8 protein-coding genes are annotated in these 16,717 nt (G+C 72.9%); 7 read left to right on the top strand and 1 reads right to left on the bottom strand.

What is annotated here, in order from left to right; all coding sequences use genetic code 11:
- Nucleotides 1-82: 82 nt before the first annotated feature.
- Nucleotides 83-2,686, bottom strand: a complete 2,604-nt coding sequence (gene pulA, locus ACZ6S0_RS28785; protein ID WP_465922662.1) for a pullulanase-type alpha-1,6-glucosidase — start codon at nucleotides 2,684-2,686, stop codon at nucleotides 83-85.
- Nucleotides 2,687-3,133: 447 nt separating this feature from the next.
- Here pulA and ACZ6S0_RS28780 point away from each other — a divergent pair, with 447 nt between their 5' ends.
- From ACZ6S0_RS28780 to ACZ6S0_RS28750, 7 genes are all read left to right on the top strand, one after another.
- The gene (locus ACZ6S0_RS28780; protein ID WP_465922427.1) at nucleotides 3,134-4,423 is read left to right on the top strand and encodes an extracellular solute-binding protein; all 1,290 of its coding nucleotides are present in this window, start codon (nucleotides 3,134-3,136) and stop codon (nucleotides 4,421-4,423) included.
- Between the two features lie 3 nt (nucleotides 4,424-4,426).
- Nucleotides 4,427-5,416 (top strand): carbohydrate ABC transporter permease, encoded by a 990-nt coding sequence (locus ACZ6S0_RS28775; protein ID WP_465922426.1) that lies wholly within the window; start codon nucleotides 4,427-4,429, stop codon nucleotides 5,414-5,416.
- Nucleotides 5,413-6,288 carry a sugar ABC transporter permease gene (locus ACZ6S0_RS28770; RefSeq protein WP_465922425.1) on the top strand — a complete coding sequence of 292 codons (876 nt, stop codon included), beginning with the start codon at nucleotides 5,413-5,415 and terminating at the stop codon, nucleotides 6,286-6,288. Before ACZ6S0_RS28775 ends, ACZ6S0_RS28770 begins: the two co-directional genes overlap by 4 nt.
- Before the next feature lie 61 nt (nucleotides 6,289-6,349).
- Complete coding sequence (locus ACZ6S0_RS28765; protein WP_465922424.1) at nucleotides 6,350-8,710, top strand: hypothetical protein; 2,361 nt, start codon at nucleotides 6,350-6,352, stop codon at nucleotides 8,708-8,710.
- 204 nt (nucleotides 8,711-8,914) lie between these two features.
- Entirely contained in the window at nucleotides 8,915-12,328 is a 3,414-nt protein-coding gene (locus ACZ6S0_RS28760; protein WP_465922423.1) for a phosphodiester glycosidase family protein, read from the top strand.
- A 172-nt stretch (nucleotides 12,329-12,500) separates the two neighbouring features.
- Entirely contained in the window at nucleotides 12,501-13,655 is a 1,155-nt protein-coding gene (locus ACZ6S0_RS28755) for an amidohydrolase family protein (protein ID WP_465922422.1), read from the top strand.
- Between the two features lie 56 nt (nucleotides 13,656-13,711).
- Entirely contained in the window at nucleotides 13,712-16,561 is a 2,850-nt protein-coding gene (locus tag ACZ6S0_RS28750) for a glycoside hydrolase family 2 TIM barrel-domain containing protein (protein WP_465922421.1), read from the top strand.
- Nucleotides 16,562-16,717 lie beyond the last annotated feature (156 nt).

Genomic DNA, 16,717 nt, shown 5'->3' with positions numbered 1-16,717 from the left:
CCAGTCTGCGCCGATGTGTGGCGCATTGCCAGTGATGCGAGGTGTTCCCGATGAAGGTTCCCTCTACCCACCTATGCCACACTCAGACCTCCACGAATACCGCGACCGTCCGGGCCGGGACCGTCAGCGTGCCCGTGGCCGGGTCGTAGGCCGATTCCCGCACGACCGGATCGTCCGACGCGGCCTGTACGGGGTGCAGCCTCAACCCGCTTCCCGCTGTGGCCCCGGAGGACGGTGGTGCCGCCTGGGTCTGCGGGGACGGTGTGGCGTTGAAGACGACCGTGACGGATCTCCAGCGCGGGTCGAGGCCGTCGGTGTCCACGTGCATGGCGATCACGCCCTCGGCCGAGGCGGGGAACGACAGCCGCCGCCGTACCTCCCGCGCCGAGCCCAGCGCGAACGCGGGCGACGACGCCCGGATCCGCAGCAGCTCGCCGAACCTGGCCCTGGCCGCCCCGATCGCCGCGCAGGCGGGCCGCAGCGCCGGGTCGGCGAGCAGCGGGCGCGCGTACGGCCACGCGGCCTCGTTGTCCGCCCTGGGCGGCAGGCCGGCGCCGAAGCCGTTGCCCTGCGCGCAGTCCCACAGCAGCCGGTTGAACCAGTCGCCCGAGTCGTAGGAGTTGCGGTCGAGCGACTTCGAGCGCAGCCGTTCCGAGCCCGCGTGCACGAACGCCATGCCCTGCGCGAACACCACCGTGGCCAGCGACAGCGCCTGCATGCGCACCCGGTCTGCCATCGGCGTGTCCCGCGGCAGCTTGTACGCCAGCGCGTCGAACAACGTCTCGTTGTCGTGCGCGTCCACGTACGTCACCGCCTCCCCGGGCGCGGCCGTGTACCCGGCGGGCGAGTCGTGGTAGCCGACCTCCGAGCCCTTCCTGCCCGACGGCAGCACGTAGTCGGCCAGGTTCCCGGTCAGCCCGATCCTGATGAGGTCGCAGTAGTGCGCCAGCCGCGCCCGCTGCTGCTCGGCGGTGCCGTTGGCCGGTGCGCCGTTGGGCGCGCCCGCCAGCCCCGAGCCGAAGCCCTGCACGCGCGGGTCGGCGTCGAACGGGCCGCCGCCGCGCACCGCGTCCCGCAGCCGGTCGGTGAAGGTGCCGATGCCGGTGCCGGCCAGGTTCGCCTGCGTGGCCTGCTCGAACCGGGCGTCGCCGGCCACCTCGCCGAAGCTCCAGCCCTCGCCGTACAGGAGGATCGAGCGGCCGTCCACGCCGTGCTCGGCCACGGTCAGCCGGTCGAGCGCCGCGCGGACGGCGAGCATTCCCGCCTTCGGGTGGTGGCCCATGAGGTCGAAGCGGAAACCGTCGATCCTGTACCGCGTGGCCCAGGTGACGACCGAGTCGACCACGAGCCTGCCCATCATCAGGTGCTCGGGCGCGGTGTTGGCGCAGCACGTCGAGGTGGCCACGCTGCCGTCGTCCAGGAGCCGGTGGTAGTAGCCGGGGACGATCGGGTCGAGCACGGCGGTGGAGTGGGTGTGGTTGTAGACCACGTCCATGACGACGCGCAGCCCGGCCCGGTTGAGCGCGGTGACCATGCCGCGCAGCTCCCTGATCCGCTCGTCGGGGTCCGTCGCGTACGAGCCCTCCGGCACGGTGTGGTGCAGCGGGTCGTAGCCCCAGTTGTAGGAGTCGGTCGCGGCCGTGCGGGCCACGCGCTCCTGCTGGACTTCGGAGTCGGGCGGCAGCGCGGCCAGGTCGCCCGCGGGCTCCGTCCGGTCGGCCCGGCGCTCGGGGACGGTGGCGAAGTCGAAGACGGGCAGCACCTGCACGTGGGTCAGCCCGTCGGCGGCCAGGGCCCGCAGCTCCCGCATCCCGGCCGAGTCCGTCCCGAAGGCGGCGTACGTGCCGCGCAGCCCCTCAGGGACGGTGGCGTCGGAGGCGGAGAAGTCGCGTACGTGCAGCTCGTAGATCGACGCCCGCTCCGGCGGCACCGCGGCCGGTTTGGCCTGCCGGTCCCAGCCGGGCGGCTTGAGCGCCGCGGAGTCGAGGTCGACGAGCCTGCTGTGTGCCCCGTCGGGGGTGACGTCGAGGCCGTAGGGGTCGGTGACCTCGTTCGTCACGACCTTCCCCGCGGCGGGGGAGTAGACGGTCACCAGGTACGTGTACGCGCGCCCCAGCCACGCGGGCGGCCCCTGCACCGACCACACGCCGGTCTCGTCGTCGCGCCGCATCGGGTGCACGGTGCGCCCGCCGGGGCCGTACAGCGCCAGCTCGACCGTACGCGCGGTCGGCGCCCACAGCGCGAGCCTCGGGACCGGCCGCGCCGACGGGCCGAGCGCGGCGGTGGCGGCCGGGGCGTAGAGGTCGTCGAGCACCCCGGGGAGCTGTACGCCGGTCGCGGCCCGCAGGACGCCCTCGGGGTCCCGGCGCACGGCCGCGACCTGGCCGCGCAGCGCCTCCCGGACGAGGCAGGAGTCGCACGGGTTCACCTTGAGCGCGGTGTGTCCGGCCAGGTGCGGCCACCTGCGCCGCTGGGCCTCGCTCAGCGTGCCGGGGACGAGCCGGATGAGCCGCGGGTGGCCGGTCAGGTCGCCGTCGGCGCAGGTGATGCCGCCCTCGGCGCTGAAGGCCAGGAAGTGGCGGCCCGACGGCTCGATCCGCCAGGCCACCGTGTCGCGGTCGATCCAGTGCGCGCTGGAACCGCCGAGTCCGGCGGGCCGGTCCGCGCCGTCGCCGTCATGGCTGATGTGACTCAGGCTGCCTCGCCTCCTCGGCGGCGTCGCCCCGCACGTGCGCGCCCCAGCGTCGTCGTTCCCGCCGAGCGCGGGGCTGATGCGCGTCCTCGGCGCCGAGCGTGGGGGCGGTGCGCGCCGTTCGGGCCGGGCGGGGGTGAGGTGCCTCGTTCGATCTTTGTCATGCTTTCTGGAAATTTCTGAAATGCCGCCCCGCTTCTTGACGGACGCGCCCGCGCCCGCGAGACGGTGCCGCGTTCCAGCACAGGGCGTCCGCCGCCCGCCGAATGGCCGGTGACCTGCCGAAAGCCCGGCCCCGTCGGCGCTAAGGGCCTCGCCCGCGACGAGGTTCGATCAATGTAACAACTTGCAGAAACCTTGCGTACCCATCTACCCGCGCCCGTTACGGCGGCGTACCCTCCGCTTACTCCGACCTCCGACGAGTTGTGAGAGAGAAGAAACATGCGACGACAGTTACCGTCCGCGGCGGCCGTTGCGGCACTGGCTCTGGTGGTCTCCGCCTGTGGCGGCGGCGGTGGGCAGGGGGCCGCCCCGGCGGCGTCGGTCTCCGACCCGTCGCAGGTGAGCGGCGAGCTGACGTGGTGGGACACGACGCGCCCCGAGAGCGAGGGGCCGACGTTCCAGGCGTTGATCAAGGAGTTCGAGGCCAAGTATCCGCAGGTCAAGGTCAAATATGTGAACGTGCCCTCCGACCAGGCGCAGGGCCAGTTCCAGACCGCGGCGCAGGCCGGCACCGGAGCGCCCGACGTGATCCGCTCCGAGGTCGCCTGGACCGCGCAGTTCGCCTCGTTGGGCTACCTGCAACCGCTGGACGGCTCCAGGGCGGTGGACAACCCCGGCGACTTCCTGGCCGGCCCGGCGAGCAGCACGAAGTTCAACGACAAGACGTACGCCGTGCCGCAGGTCACCGACACCCTCGCGCTGCTCTACAACAAGCGCCTGCTGAAGGAGGCCGGCCACGACGAGCCCCCGAAGACGGTCGCCGAGCTGAAGCAGACCGCGCTCGACGTCAAGGCCAAGACCGGCGCGGCCGGGCTGGCGCTGAACGTCGACTCCTACTTCCTGCTGCCCTTCATGTACGGCGAGGGCGGCGACCTGCTCGACGTCGCGAACAAGAAGATCGTGGTCAACTCCCCGGCGAACGTGAAGGCGATGGAGACCGTCGCCGACCTGATCAGCTCGGGCGCTGCTCCCAAGCCGGCCACGACCGAGAGCTACGCCAACGCCATGACCGCCCTCAAGGAGGGCAAGGCGGCGATGATCTACAACGGGCCGTGGGCGCTGTCGGAGATCTACCAGGGCAAGGAGTTCCAGGACAAGACGAACCTGGGCATCGCGCCGGTCCCGGCCGGGTCCGTCAAGGCCGGGGCGCCCACGGGCGGCTGGAACCTGGCCATCTACGCGGGCTCGAAGAACATCCCGGCCGCGTACGAGTTCGTCCGGTTCATGACCACCCGCGAGGCCCAGGCGAAGATCGCGAAGGAGATCAGCCTCCTGCCCACCCGCACCTCCGCCTACACCGATCCCGGCGTGCAGGGCAACGCGGACGTCGCCGTGTTCAAGCCGATCATGGACACCGCGGTGGCCCGCCCCTGGATCCCCGAGGGCGGGCAGCTCTTCCAGCCGCTGCTGGAGGGCTACGAGGCGCTCGTCGGTGGCGAGTCCGCGCCCGCGGACATGCTCAAGCAGGTCGACGAGCAGTACCGCGGCATCATGAAGGACTGGAGCTGACCGGTGGCGGTGTCCACCGGACGGGCGCCGGCCGCGGGCGGGTCCGCCGCCGGCCGGCGCCCCGGCACGCCAGGACGCCTGCGGCGGGCAATGGCCACCCACTGGTACGCCTGGGCGATGGTCGCGCCGGTGCTCGTCGTGATGCTCGTGCTGATCGGCTGGCCGCTGGCGCGCGGCGTCTACCTGTCGCTGACCGACGCGACCGAGGCCAACATCGGCCGTACCATCGGCGTCAACGTCATCCCGGCCACCTATGAGTTCGTCGGCCTGGACAACTACCTGCAGATCCTGACCAGCGCCCTGTTCTGGGACAAGCTCCTGTGGACCGTGGTCTGGACGGCCGCCTGCGTCGTCCTCCACTACGGCATCGGCCTGGGCCTGGCCGTGATGCTCAACCGCCGCCTGCGCCTGCGCTCGCTCTACCGCGTGCTGCTGATCCTGCCGTGGGCGGTGCCCGCGTTCGTGGCCGCCTTCATCTGGCGCTACCTCTACAACAGCGACTACGGCGTGATCAACGGCTTCCTCGAACTGGCCGGCCTGAGCGGGGTGGGCTGGCTGGACGACCCGGTCACGGCGAAGCTCGCGGTGATCGTGGTCAACGTGTGGATCGGGGTGCCGTTCATGATGGTGGCGCTGCTGGGCGGCCTCCAGTCGATCCCGGCCGAGCTGTACGAGGCGGCCGAGGTGGACGGGGCCGGCCCCTGGCAGCGGTTCAGGGCCATCACGCTGCCCGGCCTGCGCCGGGTGTCGAGCACGGTGGTGCTGCTGGGCACGATCTGGACGTTCAACATGTTCCCGATCATCTTCCTGGTCACCCGCGGCGGGCCGGGCAGCGAGACGGAGATCCTGGTCACGTACGCCTTCCGCAAGGCGTTCACCGGCGTCCGCGACTACTCCGGGTCGGCGGCCTGGGGCGTGCTCATCCTGGCCATGCTGGTCGTGCTGGCCGCTGGCTACCGCCGTACTCTGCGCAGTCAAGGAGATCCCTGGTGAGCGGACCCGTGAGCCCGCCGAAGAGCCCCCGTGTCCGGCGGCGGGGCGAGCGGGGCCCGCTGGCCTCGATCGGCCTGCACACCGGCCTGCTGCTGGCCGTCGCCATCTCCCTGTTCCCGGTCGTCTGGCTGGTGCTGACCTCGCTCAAGCCGCGCGACAGTTGGCTGTCGGCCGAGTTGCGGCTCTTCGACGACTCCTCGCTGGACAACTACGTCCGTGTCCTGACCGCCACCGAGTTCCCGCGCTGGCTGCTCAACAGCGTGCTGACGGCCGGGCTCACCATGGTGCTGGGCGTGTTCCTGGCCGCCACCACCGGCTATGCGGTCAGCCGCTTCCGCTTCCCCGGCCACCGCTCGGTGATGTGGCTGCTGCTGGTCACCCAGATGTTCCCGGTGGCCATCCTGATCGTGCCGCTGTACAACCTGATGGCCGGGCTGGGGCTGCTCAACCAGATCCCCGGGCTGGTGATCGCGTACATGACGATCGCGGTGCCGTTCAGCGCCTGGATGATGAAGAGCTACTTCGACACGGTGCCGATCGAGATCGACCAGGCCGGCCTGGTCGACGGGCTGACCCCGTTCGGCGTCTTCTGGCGCGTGGTGCTGCCGCTGGCGCGTCCCGGCATCGCGGTCACGGCGTTCTACTGCTTCATGACGGCCTGGGGCGAGGTCGGCTACGCCACCGTGTTCATGTCGCAGGAGGACAAGCGCACGCTCGGCGTCGGGCTGCAGCAGTTCGTCGGCCAGCACTGGTCCGACTGGGGCCTGATGACGGCCTCCGCCGTGCTCATCGCCCTCCCGGCCGGAGCGGTGTTCCTCCTCGTGCAGCGGCACCTGATCACCGGGCTCACCGCGGGCGCCACCAAGGCGTGAACTCCATAAGTAACCGATCGGTCACTGTACGCGACCAGGGTCGGCGCAGGATCCTGGTCGCATGGACGGATTCCTCGACGAGACCCGGGGAGGAGTGACCGAGCTACGCGTCCACGGCGTCTCCGGCACACCCCCGGCCGGCATCCTGAACCACCCCCACCCCCGGCTCGTGGCGGGCGACGGCACCACCGGGTTCTACCGGCGCTGGTGGGAGGGCGGCCAGCCCACCGGCGACCATCCCGACGTGCCGGGCGTCCGCCACCGCGAGGCGTACGCGTGGGGCAACCTCACCTCCGGCGGCCGGGCGGTCGCGCTGTGGCTGCTCCTGCTGCCGTTCTCGCTGGCCAACCTGTCCTACTTCATGCTCCCCAGGCCCGCCAGGGGCAGACGGCTGCGGCGCGTGACCGAGGCGGCGCAGCGGCTGTTCGCCCTGCTGCTCACCGGTACGCTCGTCGGCGCCGTCACCCGGGCCGCCGTCGACCTGATCGGCTGGCAGTGCACCGCGGCCGGCCACGCCTGCGACTCCGGCGCCGCCCCCGGCTGGGTGCGCTGGCTGGCGACGCTGTGGGGGGAGGAGCCGTCCAGGCGGCTGGCGGTCACGGCGATGGTCCCCCTGGTGCTCGTCGTCCTGCTGTGGTGGCTCGGGCGGCGCACCTGGCGGCGCGACGAGAACACCGTGCCGCCCGCGCCTCCCGTGCCGCCCTCCGCGTCGCCCCCCGTGCCGTCCCCCGTGCCGTCCCCTGTGCCGTCCTCTGTGCCGTCCCCTGTGCCCTCCTCCGTGTCGCCCTCCGTGCCGCCCGAGGAGGGCGCGCGTGGCGGGGCGCTGCTGGCCAGGCCGCGCCTGTGGCACGGCGGCGCGCCGGTGTGGCGGCTGCGGGTCGTGCACGTGTCCTTCTCGATCGCCTCGATCGGGGTGGCCGTGTCGGCGCCGTTCGCCGGCACGCCGCGCGGGTTCGCGCTGACCCTGGCCAACGCGGCCGTGCTGCTCGCCGCCGCGGTGCTGGTCACGCTGCCGTGGACGGCCAGGCGGCTCGACCCGCGCTCCGGGCGGCAGGTGCCCGCCCGGCTCACGTACGCGTGCCGGGCGCTGCGGGTGGCGGCCCCGCTGGTGTTCCTGGTCACGATCACGGCGGCGCTGGCCGGGCTGCCGTCCGGCGCGGGCGGAAGCGTGCTGTGGCGGCTGCCCGGCGTCGGCATCGGAGCGCTCCACTACGGGCTCACCGTCGCACTCGGGCTCTTCCTCCTCGTCGCCATCGGGGCGCTGGCCCGCCTGGACAGCCGCGACGGGCCGGGCGAACGGCCCGCGCTGGGCGGACTGGCCGCCTGGGTCACGCTCATGCTGGCCGTGGCCGCCGCGAACGTGCTGGCGCTCGGCCTGCTGTTCTGGACCGCGGACTTCTTCGGCGATCCCGGCAGCGCCGCCGGTCCGCGCGTGCCGGAGCGCACGCTGCTCCTCGACGACATGATCTGGTGGTCCGCGGCCCTGGTGCCGCTGCTGGCGCTGGGGCTCCTGGCCGTGGCCGGGGTGCTGCTCCTGATCCGCCGGGCGGAGGCGGCGCGGCTGACGCCGGGGCTGAAGGCGTACTACGGAGAGCGCGACGACGCCCAGGTGGTCGCCGGGGCGTGGGCGCTGGCCTCGCTCACCGATCGCGCCGGGCTCGTGCTGGGCGTGCTCACCTGGATCGGCGTGACCGGGTCCGGCGCCGTGGCGGTGGTCCACCTGCTGCGGCTGTCCACGCCCGAGGGCGGGATCGCCGGGCTGTCGGCCACGGCCGGGAGCTGGGTGATGGTGGCGGCCCTGTCGGGGCTGGTGCTGCTCGGCCGCCGTACGTACACCGACCGCGGGCTGCGCAGGACGATCGGGATCCTGTGGGACGTCTCCACCTTCTGGCCCCGGGCCATCCACCCGCTCGCGCCGCCCTGCTACACCGAGCGGGTCGTCCCCGAGCTGACGGCCAGGGTCGGCCGCCTCGCCGCGGGCGAGGACGACCACGTCGTGGTGTCGGGGCACAGCCAGGGCAGTGTCATCGCCGCCGCCCTCGTGCTGCAGCTCGACCCCGGCCTGCGGGGGCGCGTCGGCCTGCTCACGCACGGCTCGCCGCTGCGCCGCCTGTACGCCCACTACTTCCCCGCCTACTTCGGCGGGCCGGGGCTGTCGGCTGTACGCGACGCCGTGAGCTGGTGCAACCTCTACCGGCTGAGCGACCCCATCGGCGGGCCCGTCTTCTGGCGCGTCGATCCCCTCGCGCCCGCCGAGCCCGGCAGGTCCTCCCTGGACGCGGTGGACCGGTTCCTGTGGGACCCGAAGCCGCCCGGCCCCGGCGAGCCGCTGCCCGAGCCGCAGCGCCACTCCGACTACTGGCTCGAACCGTCCTACGAGGAGGCGCTGGACCGGCTCGTCACCGTCAAACGTGCCGTCTGAGCCCCAGGGCCCGCTCGCCCCGCGAGCGGGCCCCGGTGGAGCCTCGTGGAGCCTCGCGCGGAGCTTCATGGGGAGCCTCACGGGCGGCGGCCGATTCTGTCAGCCTCCGTGTAAGCCGAGGTCATGGGCGTGCAAGATCTGAAGTTTTCTTTTAGTTCACTCCTAAGTCTTGAAAGTTATATCCACGAGCGATTGAGTGCGGTCGTGCAGACCCTCCGATTCCTGGCCGCCGCCGCGATCGTCTTAGGCCCGATGGCCTTCGGCGCGCCCGCGCAGGCCGATCCCACAGCTCCCGCAGAGGACGCCCCCGAGGCGTCGTCCTATTCGGCGCCCTCCACGCTGCTGGCGCAGACCCCCGCCCTGTCCACGGCGGGGCAGCCCCGGCTGGAGACGGCCATGAAGACCCGGCCGGTCGCCCCGGGCATCTCGCTCACCTCGTTCGACACCTACGACGCGCTCGGCTGGCTGCGCGCGGACGCCGTCACCGCCGACCTCGGCGGCTCCGGCCCGAGCGCCGACTACGTCTTCTCCGGCGAGGTGTCCAAGACCGAGCCGCTGTCCGGGCCCGCCAAGCGCTCGCGCGCCGTCGCGGCCGTGAACGGCGACTTCTTCGACATCAACAACTCCGGCGCCGCCCAGGGCATCGGCGTGCAGGACGGCAAGCTGATCCAGTCGCCCGTCTCCGGGCACGAGAACGCGGTCGCGGTCACCGGAGACGGCGTCGGGCGTGTGCTCAAGATGTACTTCGAGGGCAGCGCCACCCCGGCCGGCGGCTCGCCGGTCAAGCTCACCCAGTTCAACCAGATCGTCCAGCGCGACGGCGTCGGCCTGTTCACGCCGCTGTGGGGCTCCTACAACCGGGCCCGCGCCGTCGAGGGCGCCGCCTCCGTCGCCGAGGCCGTCCTGGTGGACGGCGTGGTCACCGAGGTACGCACGTCCGCCGGCACCGGCCCCATCCCCGCCGGCACCACGATCCTGCTGGGCCGCGACGCAGGGGCCGCCGCCCTGAAGGCGCTGAAGCCCGGCGACAAGGTCGACGTCAAGTACCAGCCGAAGCCCTCCGACGGCAGCTCGGTCAAGGCCGCCGTGGGCGGCAACTGGGTGCTGGTCAAGGACGGCGTCGTGCAGAACTCCACCGACGCCGCCGCCCACCCGCGCACCGCCGTCGGCTTCTCGGCGGACGGCAGGAAGATGTACCTGCTCACCGTGGACGGCCGCCAGGCCGACAGCCGCGGCGTCACGCTGAACGAGCTGGCCGCCATGATGGTCGACCTCGGCGCGGCCAACGCGCTCAACCTCGACGGCGGCGGCTCCTCCACCATGCTGGCCCGCGAGCCCGGCTCCGCCGACGTCCAGGTGGAGAACAGCCCCTCCGACGGCGGCGAGCGCCACGTCCCCAACGGCCTGGCGCTCTACGCGCCCGAGGGCAGCGGCCGGCTCAAGGGCTTCTGGCTGGAGACCGCTAGCGACCCGGCCAAGGCGCCCGGCGTCGGGCCCGTCGCCGGCGGCCGCCCCGACCGCGTCTTCCCCGGCCTCACCAGGCGGCTGACCGCCGCCGGCTACGACGAGACGTACGGCCCCGCCGCCGGCGCCCCGTCGTGGCGGGCCAACCCGGCCGTGCACGGCGTCGTGCGCGACGGCAAGTTCCACGCCCTGATCCCCGGCCAGACCACGGTCACCGCCTCGCGCGGCAACGCCAAGGGCGCCATCGAGCTGACCGTGCTGCAGCCCCTGGAGCGGCTCGGCGCCACCGCCGACCGCCTGGGGATGGCCGGCCAGGACGGTACGGCCACCTTCGGCGTCGTCGGCTACGACCGCAACGGCAACTCCGCGCCCATCGAGCCCGGCGACCTCACGCTCGACTACGACCGGGACCTGTTCGAGGTCATTCCGGCCGAGCAGGGCTACTTCACCGTCAAGGCCAAGCGGGCCACCGGCTCCGGGCTGATCACCGCCAAGGTCGGCAAGATCACCACCGCCGTGCCGGTGACGGTCGGGTTCGAGGACAAGCCGGTCGCCGACTTCGAGGACGCGGCCAAGTGGACGTTCGCCGCCGCCCGCGCCACCGGCTCGCTGTCGGCCGCGCCGGGCCAGAGCGGAGGCGGGCTCAAGCTCTCCTACGACTTCACCACCTCCACCGCCACCCGCGCCGCCTACGCCAGCCCGCCCCAGCAGATCGTGGTCGACGGGCAGCCGCAGGCGTTCGGGCTCTGGATCAACTCCACCGGCAAGGGGGAGTGGCCGAGCCTGGAGTTCTACGACGCGCTCGGCCAGTCGCAGATCCTGCGCGGGCCGTACATGACGTGGACCGGCTGGCGCTACGTCGAGTTCGCGGTGCCTCCCGGCGTCAACTACCCGCTCAAGCTGCGGCGCTTCTACGTGGCCGAGACCAAGGCCGACGTGAAGTACACCAACCAGATCCTCATCGACGGCCTGGTCGCCAAGGTGCCGCCGTCGGTCGAGGCCCCGGCCGCGCCCGAGACGGCCGACCCCGTGGTCAAGAACGACGTGTCGAAGATGCCGTGGCGCTTCGCGGTCATGTCGGACGCCCAGTTCGTGGCCAGGAACCCGGACAGCGACCTGGTCAAGAACGCGCGCAGGACCCTGCGCGAGATCAAGGCGGCCAAGCCCGACTTCCTGGTGATCAACGGTGACCTGGTGGACGAGGCGTCGCCGGAGGACTTCGCGCTGGCCAAGAAGATCCTCGACGAGGAACTGGGCGGGACGGTGGAGTACCGCTACGTCCCGGGCAACCACGAGGTCATGGGCGGCAAGATCGACAACTTCAAGGCCGTCTTCGGCGACACGTACGGGACCTTCGACCACAAGGGCACCCGCTTCGTCACGCTGGACACCTCCCGCCTGAACCTCAGGGGCGGCGGCTACGACCAGATGGCCATGTTCCGCTCCGAGCTGGACAAGGCGGCCAAGGACGGCTCGGTCGGGTCGGTCGCCGTCCTGTTCCACGTGCCGCCGCGCGACCCGACGCCCGGCAAGGGCAGCCAGCTCGGCGACCGCAAGGAGGCCGCGCTCGTGGAGGGCTGGCTGGCCGACTTCCAGCGCGACACCGGCAAGGGCGCCGCGTTCATCGGGGCGCACGTGGGGACGTTCCACGCCGAGCGCGTGGACGCGGTGCCGTACTTCATCAACGGCAACTCCGGCAAGAACCCCGCCACCGCCCCCGACGACGGCGGGTTCACCGGGTGGTCGCTGTGGGGCGTGGACCCGGTGACGCGGGCCGAGGCCGAGCAGGTCAAGCGGAGCTGGTTCACCGACGCGCCCGACTGGATCGGCACGCAGGTGCGCCCGCACGTGGACGAGCTGACGCTCACCGCCCCCGCCACGGTCGCCGCCGGCTCGCCCGGCACGGTGACGGCCGCGATCCTGCAGAGCGGCCGGACCGTGCCGGTCGCCTACCCGGTCTCGGCCACCTGGTCCGGCTCGCCGAACCTGCACGTCGGGACGCGCAAGACGGCCAAGCCGTGGCACGTGGCCGTGCTCGACCCCACGACCGGCACGCTGACGGCGCTGCGCGCGGGACGCGTGACCGTGGCCGTCACGGTCAACGGGGTCACCCGGCAGGCGGAGGTCGCGACGACCGCCAGGGCCGCCGCCTGACCGCGCCGCACCGCGCCTGACCGTGGCTGACCGTAACGCACCTCGGGCCCCGTGGGACGGACGCCGTCCCACGGGGCCCTCGCGCGTTCGTCCGGGCAGGTCGCGGGCAGGGGCCGGGTACGAGATCGTGGAAGCGCCCGGCGCCCGCGCGGCCGAAGGAGGAGGAGCGCCCATGTCCGTAGAGCTCGATCTCGTGCCCGCCGGGCTCGCCCGCGTCCTGGAGGAGCTGCCGCTGGTGGACCACCACGTCCACGGGGCCTGCGCGCACGATCTGTCCCGAACGGCGTTCGAGGAGATGATCACCGAGTCCGACCGGCCGGTGCCCGACTGGATGACCCAGTTCGACTCCCAGCTCGGCTTCGCCATCCTGCGCCACTGCGCGCCCGTGCTCGGGCTCGAACCCTTCTGCACCCCCGAGGAGTACCTCGCCCGGCGCGCCAGGCTCGGCGTCGACGAGGTCAACCGGCTGCTGCTCGGCGCGAGCGGCGTCGGGCACTTCCTCGTGGAGACCGGCCACCGGGGCGAGGAACTGCTCGGGCCGTCCGGGATGGCCGAGGTCACCGGGGTGCCCGCGGACGAGGTCGTCCGGCTGGAGAGCATCGCCGAGCAGGTGGCCGCCGCCGGGTGCGGGGCGGGCGCGTTCGCGGCGCGGTTCGCGGAGGCGCTGTGGGAGCGCACCCGTACGGCCCGCGGGCTCAAGACCGTCGCCGCCTACCGGTGCGGGCTCGACTTCGACCCCGCCCCGCCCACGCCCGCCGAGGTCACCGAGGCCGCCGGGCGGTGGCTGGCCGGCGGGGGAGGGCGGCTGGCCGACCCCGTGCTCGTTCGGCACCTCCTCTGGGCCGGGCTGGAGCGGGGGCTGCCCCTGCAGTTCCACATCGGGCTCGGCGATCCCGACGTGGACCTGCGGCGGGCCGACCCGCTGCTGCTGCGCGGGCTGATCGAGCGGGCCGCGCCGACCGGGGTGCCGCTGCTGTTGCTGCACTGCTATCCGTACCAGCGGCAGGCGGGGTTCCTGGCGCAGGCGTACCCGAACGTGTTCTTCGACGTGGGGCTGGCGATCAACCACACGGGGGCGCGGAGCACGGCCGTGGTGGCCGAGAGCCTGGAGGTGGCGCCGTTCGCGAAGCTGCTCTACTCCTCCGACGCGTGGGGGCCGGCCGAGCTGCACCATCTGGGGGCGCTGCTGTGGCGGCGGGCGATGGCGCGGGTGCTGGGGACGTTCGTGGCCGAGGGGGAGTGGTCGGCCGCGCAGGCCGAGCGGGTCGCGGTCATGGTGGGCGCCGAGAACGCGCGCCGGATCTACAAACTGGGAGCCGGACGATGAGGAGCACCACCGGCGAAACTGTCACAAACGGCTTCGACCCTCTAGGCTCGCTCGCGATGGATCTCGAAACATTCACCCCTGGTTCGGGCAGGCTCGAACCTCGGGCCGCACTCCGCTCCGACGCCCCCGCACTCGACCTCAACGGGACGTGGCGCTTCCGCCTCTCGCCCACCGCGAACGTCCCCGACGACTTCGCCCGCCCCGGCTACGACGACTCCGGCTGGACCGGCCTGCCCGTCCCCTCCCACTGGAACCTGCACGGCCACGGCGCCCCCGCCTACACCAACGTCTCCTATCCCATCCCGGTCGACCCGCCCCACGTCCCCGACGACAACCCGACGGGCGACTACCGCCGCGTCTTCGACCTGCCCGAGGGGTGGACGGGCGGGCGGCTGCGGTTCGAGGGCGCCGAATCGTTCGCCCGGGTCTGGCTCAACGGCCACGAGCTGGGCTTCTCCACGGGCAGCCGGCTGCCCGTCGAGTACGACGCGGGCCCTCACCTGCGCCCCGGCCGCAACGTGCTGGCCGTACGGGTGCACCAGTGGTCGGCGGCCACCTACCTGGAGGACCAGGACATGTGGTGGCTGCCCGGCATCTTCCGCGACGTCACGCTCACCCGCTCCACCGCCGACGTCTTCGTCCACGCCTCCTACCACGACGGCCGCGGCACGCTCAGCTTCGAGGGCTCCGGCAGTCTGAGCGTCCCCGAACTGGGCATCGACGCCCTGGAGCCGGGCACCGAGGTCACGGCCGACGTGGAGCCGTGGACGGCGGAGACCCCCCGCCTGTACGACGCCGTGGTGACCTGCCAGGAGGAGACGCTGCGGCTGCGCGTCGGCTTCCGCACGGTCTCCATCGAGGACGGCGTGCTGCTGGCCAACGGCCGCCCGCTGCTGCTCAAGGGCGTCAACCGGCACGAGTTCCACCCTGAGCGGGGCCGCGCGGTCACGTACGAGACCATGCGCGAGGACGTGCTGCTGATGAAGCGGCACAACGTCAACGCCGTCAGGACCAGCCACTACCCGCCGCACCCCGACTTTCTGGACCTGTGCGACGAGCTGGGCCTGTGGGTGGTCGACGAGTGCGACCTGGAGACCCACGGCTTCGGCCAGGTCGCCTGGCGCGGCAACCCCACTGACGACCCCCGCTACGCCGACGCGCTGCTCGACCGCATGCGCCGCACGGTCGAACGCGACAAGAACCACCCCAGCGTCATCATCTGGTCGCTGGGCAACGAGGCCGGCGTCGGCCGCAACCTGGCCGTCATGGCCGACTGGGCCCGCGAGCGCGACCCGTCCAGGCCGCTGCACTACGAGGGCGACCGGTCGTGCGCGCACACCGACGTCTACTCCCTCATGTACGCCTCCCACGCCGAGGTCGAGGCCATCGGCCGGCGCGAGGAGGAACCGCTCGACGACCCCGGGCTCGACGCGCGGCGGCGGCGCATGCCGTTCCTGCTGTGCGAGTACGCCCACGCCATGGGCAACGGGCCCGGCGGGCTGGCCGAGTACCAGGAGCTGTTCGAGCGCTACCCGCGCCTGGCCGGCGGCTTCGTCTGGGAGTGGATCGATCACGGGCTGGCGCACCCCGAGCACGAGTACGCCTACGGCGGCGACTACGGCGAGGCCGTGCACGACTCGAACTTCGTCATCGACGGGCTCCTCTTCCCCGACCGCACTCCGTCGCCCGGCCTGATCGACCTGAAGAAGGTGTTCGAGCCGGTCGGGTTCGAGTTCGGCGACGGGGTCGTCCAGGTGGTCAACGGCTACGACTTCACCGACCTGTCCCACCTGCGCTTCGTCGCGACCGTGCAGGTGGAGGGCGAGACGGTCGCCGAGCACCGCCTCGACGTGCCCGCGGCCGGCGGCGAGTGCAAGCTGCCCGACCTGGACGGCGGGCGGGGCGGTGAGCGCTGGCTGACCGTGCGCGCGGAGCTGGCCGCCGACCAGCCGTGGGCGACGGCCGGGCACGAGGTGGCGTGGGGGCAGGCGCTGCTGACCCACGCCCTGCCCAGGGACCGCGACGTCACGGTGCCGTTCACCCGCGGCGGCGGCGAACCGGCGGCAGGTGACTCGGCGGACGGTCAGCCGAGAGGCGGCGAGCCGACTGGTGGTGATTCGGCGGGTGGTGAGCTGACGGTCGGCGGTTGCGCGTTCGACGCGGTCACCGGGCGGCTCGTGCGGCTGTTCGGCGTGCGGGTGGAGGGGCCCAGGCTCGACCTGTGGCGGGCGCCGACCGACAACGACCGCTACGGCGGCCTCGACGGCCGGTGGCGCGCGCTCGGCCTGCACCGCCTCACCCACCGGGTGGACGAGGTCACCCTCGACGACGGGCTGACCGTGCGGGCCAGGGTCGCACCGGCCGCCACCGATCTCGGGATGGTGGCGACGTACCGGTGGACGTTCGACGGCGGGCTGCGGCTGGTGCTGGACCTCGAGCCAGACGGTGAGTGGCGCGACCCGATCCCGCGGCTCGGGGTGACGATGTCGCTGCCGGGCGCCGCGGTGGACGAGGTGACGTGGTTCGGGCTGGGGCCGGGGGAGGCGTACCCGGACACGGGCCTGGCCGCCCGGGTGGGCCGGTGGTCGGCCACGGTGGAGCAGATGCAGACGCCGTACGTCTATCCGCAGGAGAACGGGCACCGGGCGGAGGTGCGGTGGGCCGAACTCGGCGGGATCAGGGTTTCGGGCGAACCCACGTTCGGGCTGACGGCCCGGCGGTGGAGCACCGGCGAGCTGGCCGCCGCCCGCCACCGGCCCGACCTGGTGCCGGGGGATCGGCTGCACCTCCACCTCGACCTCGCCCATCAGGGCATCGGCACGGCCAGTTGCGGTCCCGGCACGCTGCCCGCGTACGACCTGCTGGCGCGGCGCGCGACGCTCAGGCTCCGCTTCGACCGCGCGTGACCCCGCACGGGGTGGCGGCGCGTCCCGGGTCACCCGCTTCGCGGTCGCGAGACGGGTGACCGGGCGCCACGCACGCCCCCTGCCCAGAGGGCCGGGCCCCGCGGAACGCGGGACCCGGCCCTGCTCGGACGCGCCCTGCTCGGACCGGGTGGGGCG

It is taken from the genome of Nonomuraea sp. NPDC051298, assembly GCF_055586305.1.
Note: the sequence above shows the minus strand (reverse complement) of the source record. Positions and strands in the feature narration are given on the sequence as shown.